Source organism: Pseudomonas yamanorum (assembly GCF_013386765.1).
Classification (GTDB): domain Bacteria; phylum Pseudomonadota; class Gammaproteobacteria; order Pseudomonadales; family Pseudomonadaceae; genus Aquipseudomonas; species Aquipseudomonas yamanorum_A.
This window is the reverse complement of the sequence record NZ_JACARE010000006.1, coordinates 51,738-67,790: the sequence shown is the minus strand read 5'-3', so window position 1 is coordinate 67,790 and position 16,053 is coordinate 51,738. Positions and strand designations below refer to the sequence as shown.

Genomic DNA, 16,053 nt, shown 5'->3' with positions numbered 1-16,053 from the left:
TCAGGCGCCCTTGAGCTGTTTCTGCAATTCCACCAAGGCCGGGGATGCCGGGGTGATGTGATTGCGGGTCTGGGCATCGATCAGCCAGCCGCTGCGGTGCAGTTCCTTGATGATCGGGTCCAGTCTGGCCTGGGTGTCGCTCTCGCCACGGCGGGTCCAGATCACCGACGGCGCCGGATTCAGCTCGGGGCTGAGGGCGCGGTAATCCTTCCATTCGGCGCTGTCGTTGATCAGCGGGTTGACCAGCGTCGAGTCATGCACCGCCGCGACGCAGTTGTTGCCGCGCAGGGCCAGCAGGGATTCGGAGGAGCTTTTGAAGGCTTTGATCTGTGCGCCGAGTTCGGTCAGCGGCTTGACGTAGCTGCTGCCCTGGGAGGTGCATACCGGCTGGTCCTTGAGGTCTGCCCAGCGGGTGATCTTGCTGTCCTTGAGCACCGCAGCGGTGCCGCCGATCTTGTAGAACGGCGTCGGTACGAAGCCAAGGATTTCGCCGCGCTCGGCGGTCCATTCCATGTTGGCGATCAGCAGGTCGACCTTGCCCTGTTGCAGGAACTGCACGCGGTTGGCTGGCAATACCGGCACCAGTTGCACTTCGGCGCCCAACTGGCGGCCCAGTTCGTTGGCCAGGTCGACGTTCAAGCCCTTGGGCTTCTGGGTGGTGGGGTCGATGCCGCCAAACGGCCCGCCGGACAACAGCACGCCGACCACCAGCACATGGCGCTGCTGGATCTTGTCCAGGGTCGCATCGGCCTGAGCCACCGCGCTGCCGCCCAGGGCAATCAATGCGCCCAGGACCACAGGCAACCTTCGTTTTACCGCCGCGCGCACAAAACCCATGGAACTCCCCTCATTAGCGATCGGCGTACCCCGACCTGATGTGGGGGCATGCTAGGGAGAGTGCCGGGGTAACGGAAATTCAAATATCTAATATCGTTATAACTTCCCGTATATGGACGCGCTGATTTTTGGCCATATACTCGAAATCATTAGCCATCGTAAAAACTCGACGCGACAACACATAAACATCTGTAATGTTTATCTTCGCACCCTTGATATAAAAAACGCCCTGGAATGGCCATGTCGACCCTCGATCTTGAACTGCTCCGCACCTTTATCGCCGTGGTCGACCACCACAGCTTTGCCGAAGCCGGCACCCACCTGGCCCGCACCCAATCCTCCGTCACCCAGCATATGCAGCGCCTGGAACAGCAAGTGGGGGTCAGCCTGTTTGAGAAACGCGGCCGGCAAAAACAGCTGACGGAACCCGGCTTGCAGTTGTTACGGCATGCGCGGCAGATGCTGTCACTGAACGACGATGCGCTTAATTCCCTGCGGGAAAGCAGCCTCAGCGGCGTGCTGCGCATCGGTTCGCCCCACGACATCGCCGACACCATCCTGCCGCCGATCCTCAGCCATATCGCCCGCTCGGCGCCGCGCCTGCGCCTGGAAATCGATGTGGGCCGCAGCCCGTTCCTGATGGATGACTTGCACCGCGGCAAGGTCGACATGGTGATTTCCACCCGCGCCGATGCCAACCTGGAAGGCTTTGCGTTGCGTACTTCGCCGGTGTGGTGGATCTGTTCGGCGCAGTACATTCATTCGCCGAGCGAGCCGTTGCCGTTGATTCTGGTGGATGAGCCGAGCATTTATCGGCGCTATGCCCTGGAGGCACTGGAACGCGCAAACATCCCTTGGCGCCAGGCGTACCTGGCGTCGAACCTGATCGGGATCAAGGCGGCGACGCGCGCAGGGTTGGGCGTGACCCCACGGAGCATGGAAATGCTCGGGCCGGACATGCGGGTATTGGGGGAGAACGATGGGCTGCCGAGGATGCCGGAGGTGACGTACTACCTGTGGATCCGCCCGAACACGGCGAACCCGATTGCACGCAAGGCGTATGACTTGATCAGGGCCAGCCAGGGGCTGGCGCTGGGGTGACGATTATTGCTGGGTCAATTGGGTCCACAGCGCCGGTGCGCCAGCGGATTTGGCGATCGCCTCCAGGCGCGCCGCGTGCTCGGCCATGTCCTGTTCGCTGGCGCGAATGATCGTGGTGGGCTGGCGATCCGCTGGCAAGCGACGGATTTCCGAAGGGCGATTGCCCGAGCCTTCTGCCGAACCGTTGCCGTCCGAGGCGTTACCGGCCAGGGACAGGCTGGTCTGGCCGCCGGTCATGGTCAGGTAGACATCGGCGAGAATCTCGGAGTCGAGCAAGGCGCCGTGGAGTTCACGGCCGGAGTTGTCGACGCCATAGCGTTTGCACAAGGCATCGAGGCTGTTGCGCTGGCCCGGGTGACGCTCACGGGCCATCATCAGGGTGTCGAGGATCGAGCAGTGCTGGGTAATGTCAGCCCGGTCGGTCTGACCCATCAGCGCGAATTCGTTGTTGATGAAGCCAACGTCGAACGCCGCGTTATGGATGATCAGCTGTGCGCCGTTGATGAACTCGAAGAACTCATCGGCCACTTCGGCGAACCGCGGCTTGCCCACCAGGAATTCGTTGGTGATGCCGTGGACGCCGATGGCGCCTTCGTCACTTTCCCGATCCGGTTGCAGGTAAACGTGGAAGTGCCGGCCGGTGAGGCGACGGCCCATCAGTTCGACACAGCCGATTTCGATGATCCGGTGGCCGTCGGTCACCGGCATGCCGGTGGTTTCGGTATCGAGTACAACAGATCGGATGGCCATCAGGGTTCAGCTCTCAACGGTTTGGGACATTTCAAGGGGCGGGATCTTAACACGTCAACCGGCATCAGCTCTGCTTGTAGCCGCGCACGTCATCCACGCCACGATTGGCCAACTGATCGGCCCGCTCGTTGCCGGGATGGCCGATGTGGCCGCGCACCCATTTCCAGGTGATGTTGTGGCGGTTGCATTGTTCATCGAGCAATTGCCACAGGTCGGCGTTTTTCACAGGCTCCTTGGCGGCGGTCTTCCAGCCACGCTTCTTCCAGTTGACCATCCACTCGTTGATGCCCTTCATCACGTACTGGGAGTCGGTCACCAGCAACACATCGCAACGGCGCTTGAGCTCTTCAAGGCCGCGGATCGCGCCCATCAGTTCCATACGGTTGTTGGTGGTATTGGCTTCGCCGCCCCACAGCTCCTTCTCCACGCCCTTGCATACCAGCAACGCGCCCCATCCGCCGGGACCGGGGTTGCCCTTGCAGGCGCCATCGGTGAAGAGTTCTACGGTATCGGTCATTTCACTGTCCATTAAAGCGGGATCCATCAAAGCGGGTTGCCGATAATCGACCGACAAAGGCCCGAGGTCGAGAAGCTCGACCTGAAATCAAAAAAGGGTTGTTTACTGCTCGCTCTGCTTGCGATTGACCTTGGCCATCGGCATCGGCACCAGCTTGCCCATCGGTTCGCGGCGTACCTGGCGCACCGGGCGCAGGCCAACAACGATCTTGCGCGCCACCAACAGGTAGAAGCCACCGCCGGACAATTGCCAGGCACCAGCCCTGCGCTCCCAACCGGCCAATCGCCCCTGCCACTTGGCAGACGCAAGCGGCGGACGATAGCACCCGAAGCGGCGTTTCTCCAGCGCAAAGCCCAGCAGGTTCAACCAGTCGCCCACCCGCGACGGCGAGATGCAGCGCGCCTGGCGCAACCCGTCATGGGCGAACACATGGCGCAAGCCCCAACTGCTCCAGGGGTTGATGCCGATGATCAGCAAATGGCCACCAGGGCGCACGCTGCTGGCCGCTTCACGCAGCAAACCATGGGGCGACAGGCAGAAATCCAGGCCATGCTGCAACACCACCACGTCGGCGGCATGCTCGCTCAACGGCCAGGCCTGTTCCTCGCAGACGATTTCAACCCCCGGCAACGGCGCCCCCAGGCGCACATTGCGTTGCACCTGGGGCGCCGACGGCGGGGTTTGCGCCGACGGGCCGTAATGCACCAGGTAACCACCAAAGAACCGACCCAGCTCGTCTTCGAGCATGCGCCGCTCTTCATCCAGCAAAAATTGCCCGATAGGCCCGGACAGCCATTCACGGGCGGCACCGATCAGTGCCAGCCACTCGGGATCGGCCTGGGCGAACGCTTTATCAGTCATTGCATTCTCCAACTCGCCAAGAAGTTCTAAGATGCACCAATGTGTTCAGCTTGGCGAATCAAAGAATGATACAGATCAGTGCCCTGCCCGCCTTCACCGATAACTACATCTGGTTGTTACAGGATCAGCCGAACAAGCGCTGTGCCGTGGTCGACCCCGGTGACGCCGCGCCCGTGCTGGCCTGGCTCCAGCAGCACCCCGACTGGACCCTCAGCGACATCCTGGTGACTCACCATCACCATGATCATGTCGGCGGCGTCGAGCAACTTAAAAGTGTTTCCGGCGCCACGGTCTACGGCCCGGCGAATGAAAAGATCCCGGCGCGGGATGTCGCGCTCCAGGATAACGACCGCATCACCGTGCTGGGCTGGGACTTCGAGGTGTTTGCCGTCCCCGGTCACACCCTCGGCCATATCGCCTTTTATCACCAGGGCGTGCTGTTTTGTGGCGACACCCTGTTCGCCGCCGGTTGTGGTCGCCTGTTCGAAGGCACTCCACAACAAATGCACACCTCCCTGGAACGCCTGGCAGCATTGCCGGCGAACACGCTGGTGTACTGCACCCATGAATACACACAAAGCAACCTGAAATTCGCCCAGGCCGTGGAACCGCACAACGCGGATATCGCCGAACGAGTGGAGAACGTGCGGCAACTGCGGGCCAATGGCGAGATCACGCTGCCCTCGACCCTGGCGCTGGAAAAACTCACTAACCCTTTTTTACGGACCTCTGAAACATCCGTTAAAGAAAAAGCGGACGAACGGAATGGCCGGGATAACCGGGCCGGGAGCGAGGTGTTTGCTAGCTTGAGGTCTTGGAAAGATACGTTCTAAGGGCGCGGAATTTAGTACGTAATTTCTGAATGGTTGACCGCGACCCAAGCGCTTTCTAGAATCGCCCGACATTTTTGCCCGGAACTTACTTCCAGCCAATGTCGTCATCTATTCGTAAAACCAACCATTCAGACGCATTGACCCGCCTGGCTCAAGCCGTGGCGGTGGCTGTGTCCGCTACTCTGGCGGGCTGCCAATCGACCAATTTTGCCGCACAATCCACCGTGCAACCCAAGCCAAACCTTACCGCCAAGATCAAGCAAAAACCCCTTTGGCTATCAGAGAAGCCAAGCCCGGAAGTGCCCCAGGATGTCTGGGAACGCATGCGCCGGGGCTTTCAATTGCAGGACGGGTTAGGCGTCAACCCGCGCATTGAACAGCAACGATTGTGGTTTGCCAGTAACCCTTCCTTTCTTGAGAACGCCGGCGAACGCGGCAGCCTCTACATTCATTACATCGTCGAACGCCTTGAAGAACGCAACATGCCTCTGGAGCTGGCGCTGCTGCCAGTGATTGAAAGCGCCTACAACCCAATGGCCTATTCCCGCAGCGATGCGGTCGGCCTGTGGCAGTTTGTTCCCGCCACCGGGCGCTACTTCAATCTGCGCCAGACCCGCGCCTACGACGGCCGCCGTGACATCACCGCCTCCACCACCGCGGCCCTGGACTATCTGACACGCCTGCATGACATGTTCAACGGCGACTGGTTGCTGGCACTGGCGGCTTACAACGCCGGTGAAGGCACGGTCAGCCGGGCCATTGAGCGTAACGAAAAGCTCGGCTTGCCGACGGACTACTGGAACCTGCCACTGCCCCAGGAAACCAAGGACTACGTGCCCAAGTTCCTGGCGCTGTCGCAGGTGGTGCTGGCCCCCGAGGCATACGGTGTCAACCTGAACCCGATTGCCAACACGCCGTACTTTGAAGTGGTAGAAATCAAAACGAGCATGGACCTGTCACGGGTCGCCGCGCTCGCCGAGATTGACGAAGACGAACTGTTCCAGCTCAACCCGGCCTTGAAGCAGCGCACCACCCTGGACGGCCCGCAGCATTTACTGGTGCCCACCTCCAAGGCGCAGTTGCTGGCCAGCAGCCTTTCGGCGATGAAGCCGGAAGAATTGCTGAGCATGCGCCCGAAAAAGCCGGTTTTCGACGATGTTGAGCACAAGGCCATTGCCGGTCGCACCCGCAACTACAAGGTGCGCAGCGGTGACAACCTGACCCTCATCGCCAAGGCCAACAAGGTCGACGTGCATGACTTGCAGCGCTGGAACAAGCTCAATGGCCAGGCGCTCAAGGTCGGCCAGACCCTGGTGATGCAGGACACCCGCAAGCTGGTGGCCAAGGCTGACAGCAAGAAGCCGGTGCAATACAAGGTCAAGAAAGGCGATTCGCTGTACATCGTCGCCAAGCGCTTCAACGTCGAGATGCAACATCTCAAGCGCTGGAACCCACGCACTGGCCAGGCGCTGAAGCCGGGGCAGATGCTGGTGGTTTCCGGGCCTAGATAACACCGCAAACCCTGTAGGAGCGAGCTTGCTCGCGAAAAACGCAAGGGCACCGCGTTAATTCAGAATGCCAGCGTTATCGTTGGCGTCCTTCGCGAGCAAGCTCGCTCCTACAGGTTTAATCGATCCTCAGCCCATCCCACGGCGCCAGCCTTTTTCCAATCGGAACAAGCTGTTACTGTACGGGTTATAAAGCCCAAGCCGCCTGGATCGGATCTCTGACTTGAAGCGTCCCCTCCTTCTACTAATAAGTCTGGCCTTGAGCTTTTCCGCGAACGCGACCATTACCGAGAGCCACGGTTATGCGCAGTTCGGCCTGCTCAAGTATCCAGCCAGATTCACCCACTTCGACTGGGTAAACCCCGCAGCGCCAAAAGGCGGCACACTGCGGGTCATGGCATTTGGCACGTTCGACACCCTCAACCCTTATACCTTCAAGGGTTCCAGCCCGGTTTCCACCGCCAACTTCCTGCAATACGGGGTCAATGAGCTCAATGAGCCGTTGATGGTGGGCACCGGCCAGTACGCCCCTTCCGGCGATGAACCGACGTCCAGCTACGGCCTGATTGCCCAATCGGTGGAATACAGCGAGGACCGCAGCTGGGTGGTGTTCAACCTGCGCCCCGAAGCACGCTTCCATGATGGCAAGCCGATTACCGCCTACGACGTGGCGTTTTCCTATCGCACGCTGCTCACCGAAGGCCACCCGCAGTACCGCACCAACCTGCAGGAAGTGGCCCGGGTCGATATTCTTAACCGTCATCGCATTCGTTTTGTGTTCAAGCGCGCCGGCAATCCGCTGCTGATCCTGCGCCTTGGCGAGCTGCCGGTATTGCCCCAGCACTACTGGAAAAACCGTGATTTCAAGGCCACCACCTTCGAGCCGCCGCTGGGCAGTGGGCCTTACCGCATCACAAAGGTCTCGCCGGGACGCCAGCTGGTGTTCGAACGGGTCAAGGATTACTGGGGCAAGGACCTGGCGGTCAACCGTGGTTTCTATAACTACGACAAGGTCGAGGTGGAGTTCTACCGCGACAGCGACGTGGCTTTCGAAGCATTCAAGGCCGGCGAGTTCGATATCTATATCGAACACCAGGCGAAGAACTGGGCCAATGGCTACAACTTCCCGGCGGTCAACCGTGGCGAAGTGATCAAGGCGCAGATCGCCCACCAGATCCCGACCCAAAGCCAGGGCCTGTTCATGAACAGCCGGCGCCCGGCCTTCAGCCAGGCCAGGGTCCGCGAAGCCCTGGGGTTGATGTTCGATTTCGAGTGGACCAACCGCACCCTGTTCAGCGGTGCCTATAAACGCACCCTCAGCTACTACCCCAACAGCGAATTCTCCGCCACCGGCGTGCCCACCGGCCATGAGTGGCTGATGCTGTCGCCCTATCGCGACCAGTTGCCGGCCAACCTGTTTACCCAGCCGTTCAGCCTGCCCCAGACCGACGGCAGGGGCATTCCCCGGGACACCATGCGTCGCGCCCTCGCACTGTTGGCCGAGGCCGGCTGGAAGCTGTCCGGGCAGCGCTTGCTTAACAGTGACGGGCAGCCACTAAGGCTGGAAATCCTGCTGGTGAACCCGAACCTGGAGCGCATCCTGCAGCCCTATGTCGAGAATCTGACAAGTATCGGCGTCGACGCCCGCTTGCGCACGGTAGACCGCGCACAGTACAAACAACGCCTCGATCAATTCGACTTCGACATGATTCTGATGACCCTCAACCAAACCCTCAGCCCCGGCCTTGAGCAGTGGCAGTACTTCCACTCCAGCCAGGCGGGGATCAAGGGCAGCAAGAATTACGCAGGCATCGCCAACCCGGTGGTCGACCACCTGCTGGACCAGCTATTGGCGGCGCAAACCCGTGAACAACAATTGGCCGCCGGCCGGGCGCTCGACCGCGTCCTGCTGTGGCAGCACTACAGTATTCCCAACTGGTACCTCAACTATCATCGCCTGGCGTACCGCAACCGGTTCGCCTTCGTCACCACGCCGCCCTACAGCCTGGGCCTGAGCGCATGGTGGCTGAAAGCTTCGGAGAAAGCCCAATGATACCTTTGCGTACTGCGATCCTTGGCAGCCTGATGTTCTGCGCTGCGGCCAATGCGGCCCCGCAACATGCCCTGACCCTCTACAACGAACCACCCAAGTACCCCGCCGATTTCAAGCACGTCGACTACGTCAACCCCGACGCCCCCAAGGGCGGCACCTTTCGCGAGTCCAGCATGGGCGGCTTCGACAGCCTCAACCCGTTTATCAGCAAGGGCGTGCCGGCGGACAATATCGGCCTGATCTACGACACCCTCGCCCAGCAAAGCCTGGACGAACCCATCACCGAATACGGCCTGGTGGCCGGCAAGATCGAAAAGGCCCCGGACAACAGTTGGGTGCGCTTCTACATCCGCCCCGAAGCGCGCTTCCACGACGGCCACCCGATCCGCGCCGAAGACGTGGTGTTCAGCTTCCAGACGCTGATGAAGGACGGCTCGCCGATCTACAAAACCTACTACGCCGACGTCGATGAAGTGGTCGCAGAAGACCCGCTGCGGGTGCTGTTCAAGTTCAAGCGCACCAACAACCGCGAACTGCCGCTGATCCTCGGGCAACTGACGGTATTGCCCAAGCATTACTGGGAGACTCGCGACTTTTCCAAGGGCAACCTGGAAATCCCGTTAGGCAGCGGCCCGTACAAGGTGACCGAGGTCAAGGCCGGGCGTTCGATCCGCTATGAGCGGGTCAAGGACTACTGGGCCAAGGACCTGCCGATCAACAAGGGCTTCTACAACTTCGATTACCGGGTCACCGATTACTACCGCGACAACACCGTGGCCCTGGAGGCGCTCAAGGCCGGGCAGTTCGATTACTGGCTGGAAATCAGCGCGAAGAACTGGGCCAATGCCTACAACACCCCCGCCGTTGCCCAGGGCCGCCTGATCAAGGAAGAAATTCCCAACGGCAACCCTACTGGCATGCAGGGTTTCGTGTTCAACATCCGTAAACCGATGTTCCAGGACGTTCGGGTGCGCAAAGCCATCAGCCTGCTGCTGGACTTCGAATGGAGCAACAAGCAACTGTTCAACGGCGCCTACACCCGCAGCCGCAGCTATTTCGAAAACTCCGAGATGGCCGCCACCGGCCTGCCCGGCCCGGCCGAGCTGGCGATTCTTGAGCCGCTGCGAGACAAGATCGCGCCCCAGGTCTTTACCGAAGCCTTCGAGCCCTCGAAGACCGACGCCAGCGGCATGATCCGCACCCAGCAGCGCGAGGCCTATCAGTTGCTGCAAGAGGCCGGCTGGAAGATTGTCGACGACAAGATGGTCGACACCACCGGCAAGCCGGTGACCATCGAGTTCCTGCTGGCCCAGACCGAGTTCGAACGCATCCTGCTGCCGTTCAAGCGCAACCTGGCGGACCTGGGGATCGACCTGGTGATTCGCCGGGTCGACATCTCGCAGTACATCAACCGCATCCGCTCCCGGGATTTCGACATGGTGGTGGGCAGCTTCCCGCAGTCCTCCTCGCCGGGTAACGAGCAGCGTGAGTACTGGAAGTCATCCAGCGCCGACAAGCCTGGCAGCCGCAACTACATCGGCCTGAAGGATCCGGCCATCGACCAACTGGTGGAAGAACTCATCGACTCCGATTCGCGCAAGAGCCTGGTGGCCCACGCCAAGGCCCTGGACCGCGTGCTGCAGTTCGGCTACTACGTGATCCCCAACTGGCACATCAAGACCTTCCGCGTGGCGTATTGGGACCACCTCGGCCATCCGAAGGTCTCGCCACGGTATGACGTGGGCACCGCCACCTGGTGGAGCAAACCCGACGCCAAGCCGGCGATAACCGTGGACACCAACCAGAGCGCCGATCCGGCGAGCGGGGGCGACTGAGATGCTGGCCTATATTGTTCGCCGACTGCTGCTGATCATTCCGACCCTGTTCGGCATCTTGCTGATCAACTTTGTGATCATCCAGGCCGCCCCCGGTGGCCCGGTGGAGCAGATGATCGCCAAGCTGGAAGGTTTTGAAGGCGCCACCAGCCGGATCGCCGGGGGCGGTGCCGAAGTCTCGGTGGCCGGTTCCAGCTACCGCGGCGCCCAGGGCCTGGACCCGGCGCTGGTGAAGGAAATCGAGAAAATGTACGGCTTTGACAAGTCGGCGCCGGAACGCTTGTGGATCATGGTCAAGAACTACGCCCGGCTGGATTTTGGCGACAGCTTCTTCCGCGACGCCAAGGTCATCGACCTGATCAAGGAAAAGATGCCGGTGTCCATCTCCCTCGGGTTATGGAGCACCCTGATCATGTACCTGGTGTCGATCCCGTTGGGGATCGCCAAGGCCACGCGCCACGGCAGCCACTTCGACGTGTGGACCAGCTCGGCAATCATCGTCGGCTACGCGATCCCGGCGTTCCTGTTTGCGATCCTGTTGATCGTGGTGTTTGCCGGCGGCAGTTATCTGGACTGGTTTCCGCTACGGGGGCTCACCTCCAACAACTTTGACGAGCTGAGCTGGAGCGGCAAGATCCTCGATTACTTCTGGCACCTGGCATTGCCGGTGACGGCATTGGTGATCGGCAACTTCGCGACCATGACCCTGCTCACTAAAAACAGCTTCCTCGACGAGATCAACAAGCAATACGTGGTTACCGCCAAGGCCAAGGGCCTGACCAACCACCGCGTGCTGTACGGCCATGTGTTTCGCAACGCGATGCTGCTGGTGATTGCCGGTTTCCCATCGGCCTTTATCGGCATCTTCTTTACCGGCTCGTTGCTGGTGGAAGTGATCTTCTCCCTCGACGGCCTGGGCCTGATGAGCTTTGAAGCGGCGATCAACCGCGACTACCCGGTGGTGTTCGGCACGCTGTTTATCTTCACCCTGCTGGGGCTGGTGGTGAAGCTGATCGGCGACCTCACCTACACCCTGGTCGATCCGCGTATCGACTTCGCCAGCCGGGAGCATTGAGATGAATCTATCCCCCCTCAATCGTCGCCGGTTCGAGCGCTTCAAGGCCAACAAGCGTGGCTGGTGGTCGCTGTGGCTGTTCCTGATCCTGTTCGGCCTGAGCCTGGGCGCCGAGTTGATCGCCAACGACAAGCCGCTGGCGGTGCACTACGACGGCGACTGGTATTTCCCGGCCCTCAAGCGCTACCCCGAGACCACCTTCGGCGGCGAATTCCCGCTGGAGGCCAACTACAAGAGTCCGTATATCCAGGAGCTGCTCAAGGCCAAGGATGCCTGGACATTGTGGGCGCCGATCCCGTTCAGCTACCAGAGCATCAACTACGACCTGAAGGTTCCGGCACCGGCACCGCCGTCGCGGGACAACCTGCTGGGCACCGATGACCAGGGCCGCGACGTGCTGGCGCGGGTGATCTACGGCTTCAGGGTTTCCGTGCTGTTTGCCCTGACGCTCACCGTACTCAGCTCGATCATCGGCGTGATCGCCGGCGCCCTGCAGGGCTTCTACGGCGGCTGGGTCGACCTGGCCGGCCAGCGGTTCCTGGAAATCTGGTCCGGTTTGCCGGTGCTGTACCTGCTGATCATCCTCGCCAGTTTCGTGCAGCCCAATTTCTGGTGGTTGCTGGGGATCATGCTGCTGTTTTCCTGGATGAGCCTGGTGGATGTGGTGCGCGCCGAGTTCCTGCGCGGGCGCAACCTGGAATACGTGAGGGCGGCCCGGGCGCTGGGGATGCAGAACGGCGCGATCATGTTCCGTCATATCCTGCCCAACGCCATGGTCTCCACCATGACCTTCATGCCGTTCATCCTGACCGGTGCCATCGGCACCCTCACCGCCCTGGACTTCCTGGGCTTTGGCCTGCCCGCCGGCTCGCCATCCCTGGGTGAACTGGTGGCCCAGGGCAAATCCAACCTGCAAGCGCCGTGGCTGGGCATGAGTGCCTTTGCCGTGCTGGCGATCATGTTGAGTTTGCTGGTGTTTATCGGCGAGTCCGCTCGCGATGCCTTCGACCCGAGGAAATGAGATGAATCAGGACAATCTGATCGAAGTCCGCGACCTCTCCGTCGAGTTCGTCGTAGGCAACAGCCACCAGCGAGTGGTGAACAACGTCAGCTTCGATATCAAGCGCGGCGAAACCCTCGCGCTGGTGGGCGAAAGCGGCTCGGGCAAATCGGTGACGGCGCACTCGATTCTGCGCCTGCTGCCCTACCCGCTGGCGCGTCACCCGTCCGGGACGATCCAGTACGCCAACCACGACTTGCTGACCCTGAAAGAAAAAACCATCCGGCATATTCGCGGCAACCGCATTGCGATGATTTTCCAGGAGCCAATGACCTCGTTGAACCCGCTGCACTCCATCGAGAAGCAGATCAACGAAGTGCTCGGCCTGCACAAGGGATTGACCGGCAAGGTCGCCACCCAGCGCACCCTGGAATTGCTGGAGCTGGTAGGCATCCCCGAACCCCACAAGCGCCTCAAGGCCCTGCCCCACGAACTCTCCGGCGGCCAGCGCCAGCGGGTGATGATCGCCATGGCTCTGGCCAACGAGCCGGAGCTGTTGATTGCTGACGAGCCGACCACGGCACTCGACGTCACCGTACAGTTAAAGATCCTGGAGCTGCTCAAGGAACTGCAGGCGCGCCTGGGTATGGCTTTACTGTTGATCAGCCACGACTTGAACCTGGTGCGGCGCATCGCCCACCGGGTATGCGTGATGCAACAAGGCTGCATCGTCGAGCAGGCAGAATGCGAAACCCTGTTCCAGTCACCGCAGCACCCTTACACCCAGGAGCTGCTGGCAGCCGAACCCAGCGGCGGCCCGGCCACCAATGAAATCGGCCCGCCATTGCTGGAAGTCGAGGACCTGCGCGTCTGGTTTCCGATCAAGAAAGGCTTCCTGCGCAATACCGTCGACTACGTCAAGGCAGTGGACGGCATCAACTTCAGCCTTCCACAGGGTCAGACCCTGGGCATCGTCGGCGAAAGCGGCTCGGGCAAATCCACCCTGGGCCTGGCGATTTTGCGACTGATCGCCAGCAAAGGCGGCATCCGCTTCGAAGGCCACCAGATGGACAAACTGAGCCAGCAACAGGTGCGCCCGCTGCGCCGGGAAATGCAGGTGGTGTTCCAGGACCCGTTCGGCAGCCTGAGCCCGCGCATGTGCGTGAGCGAAATCGTCGGCGAAGGCCTGCGCATCCACAAGATGGGCACTGCGGCCGAACAGGAAGCGGCGATCATTGCCGCGCTCAAGGAAGTGGGGCTGGACCCGGAAAGCCGCAACCGCTACCCCCACGAATTCTCCGGCGGCCAGCGCCAGCGTATCGCCATTGCTCGAGCCCTGGTGCTCAAGCCGCGCCTGATTTTGCTGGATGAACCCACCTCGGCCCTCGACCGCACGGTGCAGCGCCAGGTGGTGGAATTGCTGCGTAACCTGCAGGCCAAATACAACCTGACCTACCTGTTCATCAGCCATGACCTGGCAGTGGTCAAGGCCTTGAGTCACCAGTTGATGGTGGTCAAGCATGGGCAGGTGGTGGAACAGGGCGATGCCCCGGCGATCTTCGCCAACCCCCAGCATGCCTACACGCGGCAATTGCTGGAGGCGGCGTTCCTGGTGCCTTCAGCCGATTCACCGTAGCAGCTGTCGAGCGCCAGCGAGGCTGCGTTGGCCGCACCGCTGTGATCGAGCCAGGCATTGCAACGAGGTGCGCCTGACGCAGCCTCGCTGGCGCTCGACAGCTGCTACGCCATTGGGTGTCAGAAATCGGTTGAGGCCGACAACTCGCGCCAGGCGTCGGTCTCTTCCTTGACGTAAGCCAGCTTGGCTTCAATCGCCTGCAAAGTGTCGGTGCCCAGTGCCAGGCGCATCGGCGGATTCGGCGCTTCTACCAGCTTGATCATGGCCACTGCCAGTAGCTCCGGGTTACCCGGTTGCTGCTGGTTGTAGACCTTGGCCAGCTTGCGCACCTCGCCGGAGGTGGCCGCGTAATCGTCAATGACCCGCGGCGACTCCACCAGGGAGTTGCTGTCCAGGAAGTCGGTACGGAAGTAGCCCGGCTCCACCACGGTGACCTTGACGCCCAAGGGTGCAAGTTCTGCGTGCAGCGCCTCACTCAAGCCCTCGACGGCAAACTTGGTCGAGCAATAGGCGCCAAATCCCGCACCGGAGCGGAAGCCGCCCACCGACGAGATATTGATCACATGCCCGCTGCGCGCCTGGCGCATGAACGGCAATACACCCCGCGTGACGTTGAGCAGGCCAAAGACGTTGGTTTCATACAAGCGCCGAACCTCGTCGGCAGACGCTTCCTCGACCGCGCCCAACACGCCAAAACCGGCGTTATTGACCAGCACATCGATACGCCCGAAGTGTTCGACTGCGGCGCGGGCCACGTCAGCGGCCTGGGATTCGTTGGTCACATCCAGTTGCACCGCCAGCAGGCCGGGCTGCTCGCCAAATCGCTCAACGACCGTTTGAGCATTGCGGGCCGTGGCCACTACCGCATCGCCATGGGCCAGCGCCGCCGCGACGATTTTCGCGCCGATACCCCGGGAAGCCCCGGTTACCAGCCAAACACGCTTGAAGGAATGTGCCGTTGTCATGATCCGTACCTGTTGGAGTGAAAGTGAGGTAAAGGTACGCCGCCGCATTAGCCTGAAAAACCCGCTCGTGCTACAAGCACTATGAAACTGAATTTCATAATGGAACACCGATGAACCCTGATCCGTTCAATGGCCTGACCGAATTTCTCGCCGTGGCCGAACTGAAGAGTTTCACCCAGGCCGCCGCACGCCTTGGCGTCACGCCGACGGCCGTCAGCCACGCGGTGAAAACCCTGGAGAAGCGCACGGGCGTGGTGTTGTTCCAGCGCACCACACGGCGAGTGGCGCTGACCGAGGCCGGCATGACGCTGTATAGCCGTTTGCGCCCCGCCGCCGGGGAAATCGACGAAGCCCTCGCGGCCCTCAGTGGCTACCGCGACCGGCCCATGGGCACCCTGCGCCTGACCGTGCCGCGCCTGTCGGGCAAGTTGCTGATCGAGCCGTTGATCCCACGCTTTCGCGAGGCGTTTCCAGAGGTGGTGCTGGATATTTCCCTCGACGATGCCACTGTGGACCTGGTGACCGAAGGCTTCGATGCCGGGATTCGGCTTGGAGAATCCATCGACAAAGACATGGTGGCCGTGCGCCTCACACCGGACTTGAACTGGTCGGTAGTGGGCTCGCCCGGCTACTTCGCCAAGGCTGGCCAGCCGCAAACGCCGGAAGAACTGACCGCCCATCAAACCATCGGCTATCGCTTCCTGACCTCGGGCGTGGCGCACCGCTGGGAATTCGAACGCGCGGGCCGGGAGTTCACGGTCGGCGTCCAGGGCGGGCTGATCGTCAATGACCGCAACCTGATGATCAGCGCGGCGCGGGCCGGCCAAGGCCTGGCCTATGTGAGTGATTTTGAAGTGATGGAGGACCTGGCCTCAGGCGCACTGGTGCAAGTGCTGCAATCCTTCGTGCCGCCCAGCAGCGGGCTGTACCTGTATTTTCCCGCCCGAACCCAGAGCCAGCCGAAACTGCGCGCGTTTATCGACCTGGCTACCGCCTGGGTGGCCGGGGCGCCTACGCGGGCCGCTGATTGACGCTACACGCCCTCAGGAAGGTACGGATCGCCGGTTTGTCGACACTTGTCG

14 protein-coding genes are annotated in these 16,053 nt (G+C 61.2%); 9 read left to right on the top strand and 5 right to left on the bottom strand.

The window, feature by feature from the left end; all coding sequences use genetic code 11:
- Entirely contained in the window at nt 1-837 is an 837-nt protein-coding gene (locus HX875_RS03580) for a transporter substrate-binding domain-containing protein (protein WP_177041689.1), read from the bottom strand.
- Nucleotides 838-1,077: 240 nt separating this feature from the next.
- Between HX875_RS03580 and HX875_RS03575 the strand changes: the two genes are divergently transcribed.
- Nucleotides 1,078-1,938: a LysR substrate-binding domain-containing protein gene (locus HX875_RS03575; protein ID WP_371132002.1), complete on the top strand. Its 861-nt coding sequence runs from the start codon at nt 1,078-1,080 to the stop codon at nt 1,936-1,938.
- Between the two features lie 3 nt (nt 1,939-1,941).
- Here the strand turns inward: HX875_RS03575 and dnaQ are convergent, their stop codons facing one another.
- The 3 genes from dnaQ to HX875_RS03560 form a co-directional block, all read right to left on the bottom strand.
- Nucleotides 1,942-2,682: a DNA polymerase III subunit epsilon gene (dnaQ, locus tag HX875_RS03570; protein WP_169389386.1), complete on the bottom strand. Its 741-nt coding sequence runs from the start codon at nt 2,680-2,682 to the stop codon at nt 1,942-1,944.
- A 70-nt stretch (nt 2,683-2,752) separates the two neighbouring features.
- Complete coding sequence (gene rnhA / locus HX875_RS03565; protein ID WP_053255695.1) at nt 2,753-3,205, bottom strand: ribonuclease HI; 453 nt, start codon at nt 3,203-3,205, stop codon at nt 2,753-2,755.
- Between the two features lie 102 nt (nt 3,206-3,307).
- Nucleotides 3,308-4,066 carry a class I SAM-dependent methyltransferase gene (locus tag HX875_RS03560; protein WP_010171669.1) on the bottom strand — a complete coding sequence of 253 codons (759 nt, stop codon included), beginning with the start codon at nt 4,064-4,066 and terminating at the stop codon, nt 3,308-3,310.
- Nucleotides 4,067-4,131: 65 nt separating this feature from the next.
- On the opposite strand from HX875_RS03560, the gene gloB reads away from it, so the two are divergent.
- From gloB to HX875_RS03525, 7 genes are all read left to right on the top strand, one after another.
- Complete coding sequence (gene gloB / locus HX875_RS03555; RefSeq protein WP_177041688.1) at nt 4,132-4,899, top strand: hydroxyacylglutathione hydrolase; 768 nt, start codon at nt 4,132-4,134, stop codon at nt 4,897-4,899.
- A gap of 98 nt (nt 4,900-4,997) precedes the next feature.
- Nucleotides 4,998-6,410, top strand: a complete 1,413-nt coding sequence (locus tag HX875_RS03550; protein ID WP_010171672.1) for a lytic transglycosylase domain-containing protein — start codon at nt 4,998-5,000, stop codon at nt 6,408-6,410.
- Nucleotides 6,411-6,630: 220 nt separating this feature from the next.
- Nucleotides 6,631-8,460, top strand: a complete 1,830-nt coding sequence (locus HX875_RS03545; protein WP_177041687.1) for an extracellular solute-binding protein — start codon at nt 6,631-6,633, stop codon at nt 8,458-8,460.
- A complete protein-coding gene (locus tag HX875_RS03540; protein ID WP_177041686.1) occupies nt 8,457-10,295 on the top strand; it encodes an extracellular solute-binding protein in 1,839 nt (612 codons plus the stop codon). Before HX875_RS03545 ends, HX875_RS03540 begins: the two co-directional genes overlap by 4 nt.
- Before the next feature lies 1 nt (nt 10,296).
- Nucleotides 10,297-11,370, top strand: coding sequence for a microcin C ABC transporter permease YejB (locus HX875_RS03535; protein WP_177041685.1), 1,074 nt, complete (start codon nt 10,297-10,299; stop codon nt 11,368-11,370).
- Between the two features lies 1 nt (nt 11,371).
- The gene (locus tag HX875_RS03530; protein ID WP_177041684.1) at nt 11,372-12,391 is read left to right on the top strand and encodes an ABC transporter permease; all 1,020 of its coding nucleotides are present in this window, start codon (nt 11,372-11,374) and stop codon (nt 12,389-12,391) included.
- A 1-nt stretch (nt 12,392) separates the two neighbouring features.
- Nucleotides 12,393-14,006 (top strand): ABC transporter ATP-binding protein, encoded by a 1,614-nt coding sequence (locus tag HX875_RS03525; protein ID WP_177041683.1) that lies wholly within the window; start codon nt 12,393-12,395, stop codon nt 14,004-14,006.
- Nucleotides 14,007-14,125: 119 nt separating this feature from the next.
- On the opposite strand, the gene HX875_RS03520 is transcribed toward HX875_RS03525, so the two are convergent.
- Nucleotides 14,126-14,971, bottom strand: a complete 846-nt coding sequence (locus tag HX875_RS03520) for an oxidoreductase (protein ID WP_177041682.1) — start codon at nt 14,969-14,971, stop codon at nt 14,126-14,128.
- Nucleotides 14,972-15,081: 110 nt separating this feature from the next.
- Here HX875_RS03520 and HX875_RS03515 point away from each other — a divergent pair, with 110 nt between their 5' ends.
- Nucleotides 15,082-16,002: a LysR family transcriptional regulator gene (locus tag HX875_RS03515; RefSeq protein WP_177041681.1), complete on the top strand. Its 921-nt coding sequence runs from the start codon at nt 15,082-15,084 to the stop codon at nt 16,000-16,002.
- Nucleotides 16,003-16,053: the final 51 nt, after the last annotated feature.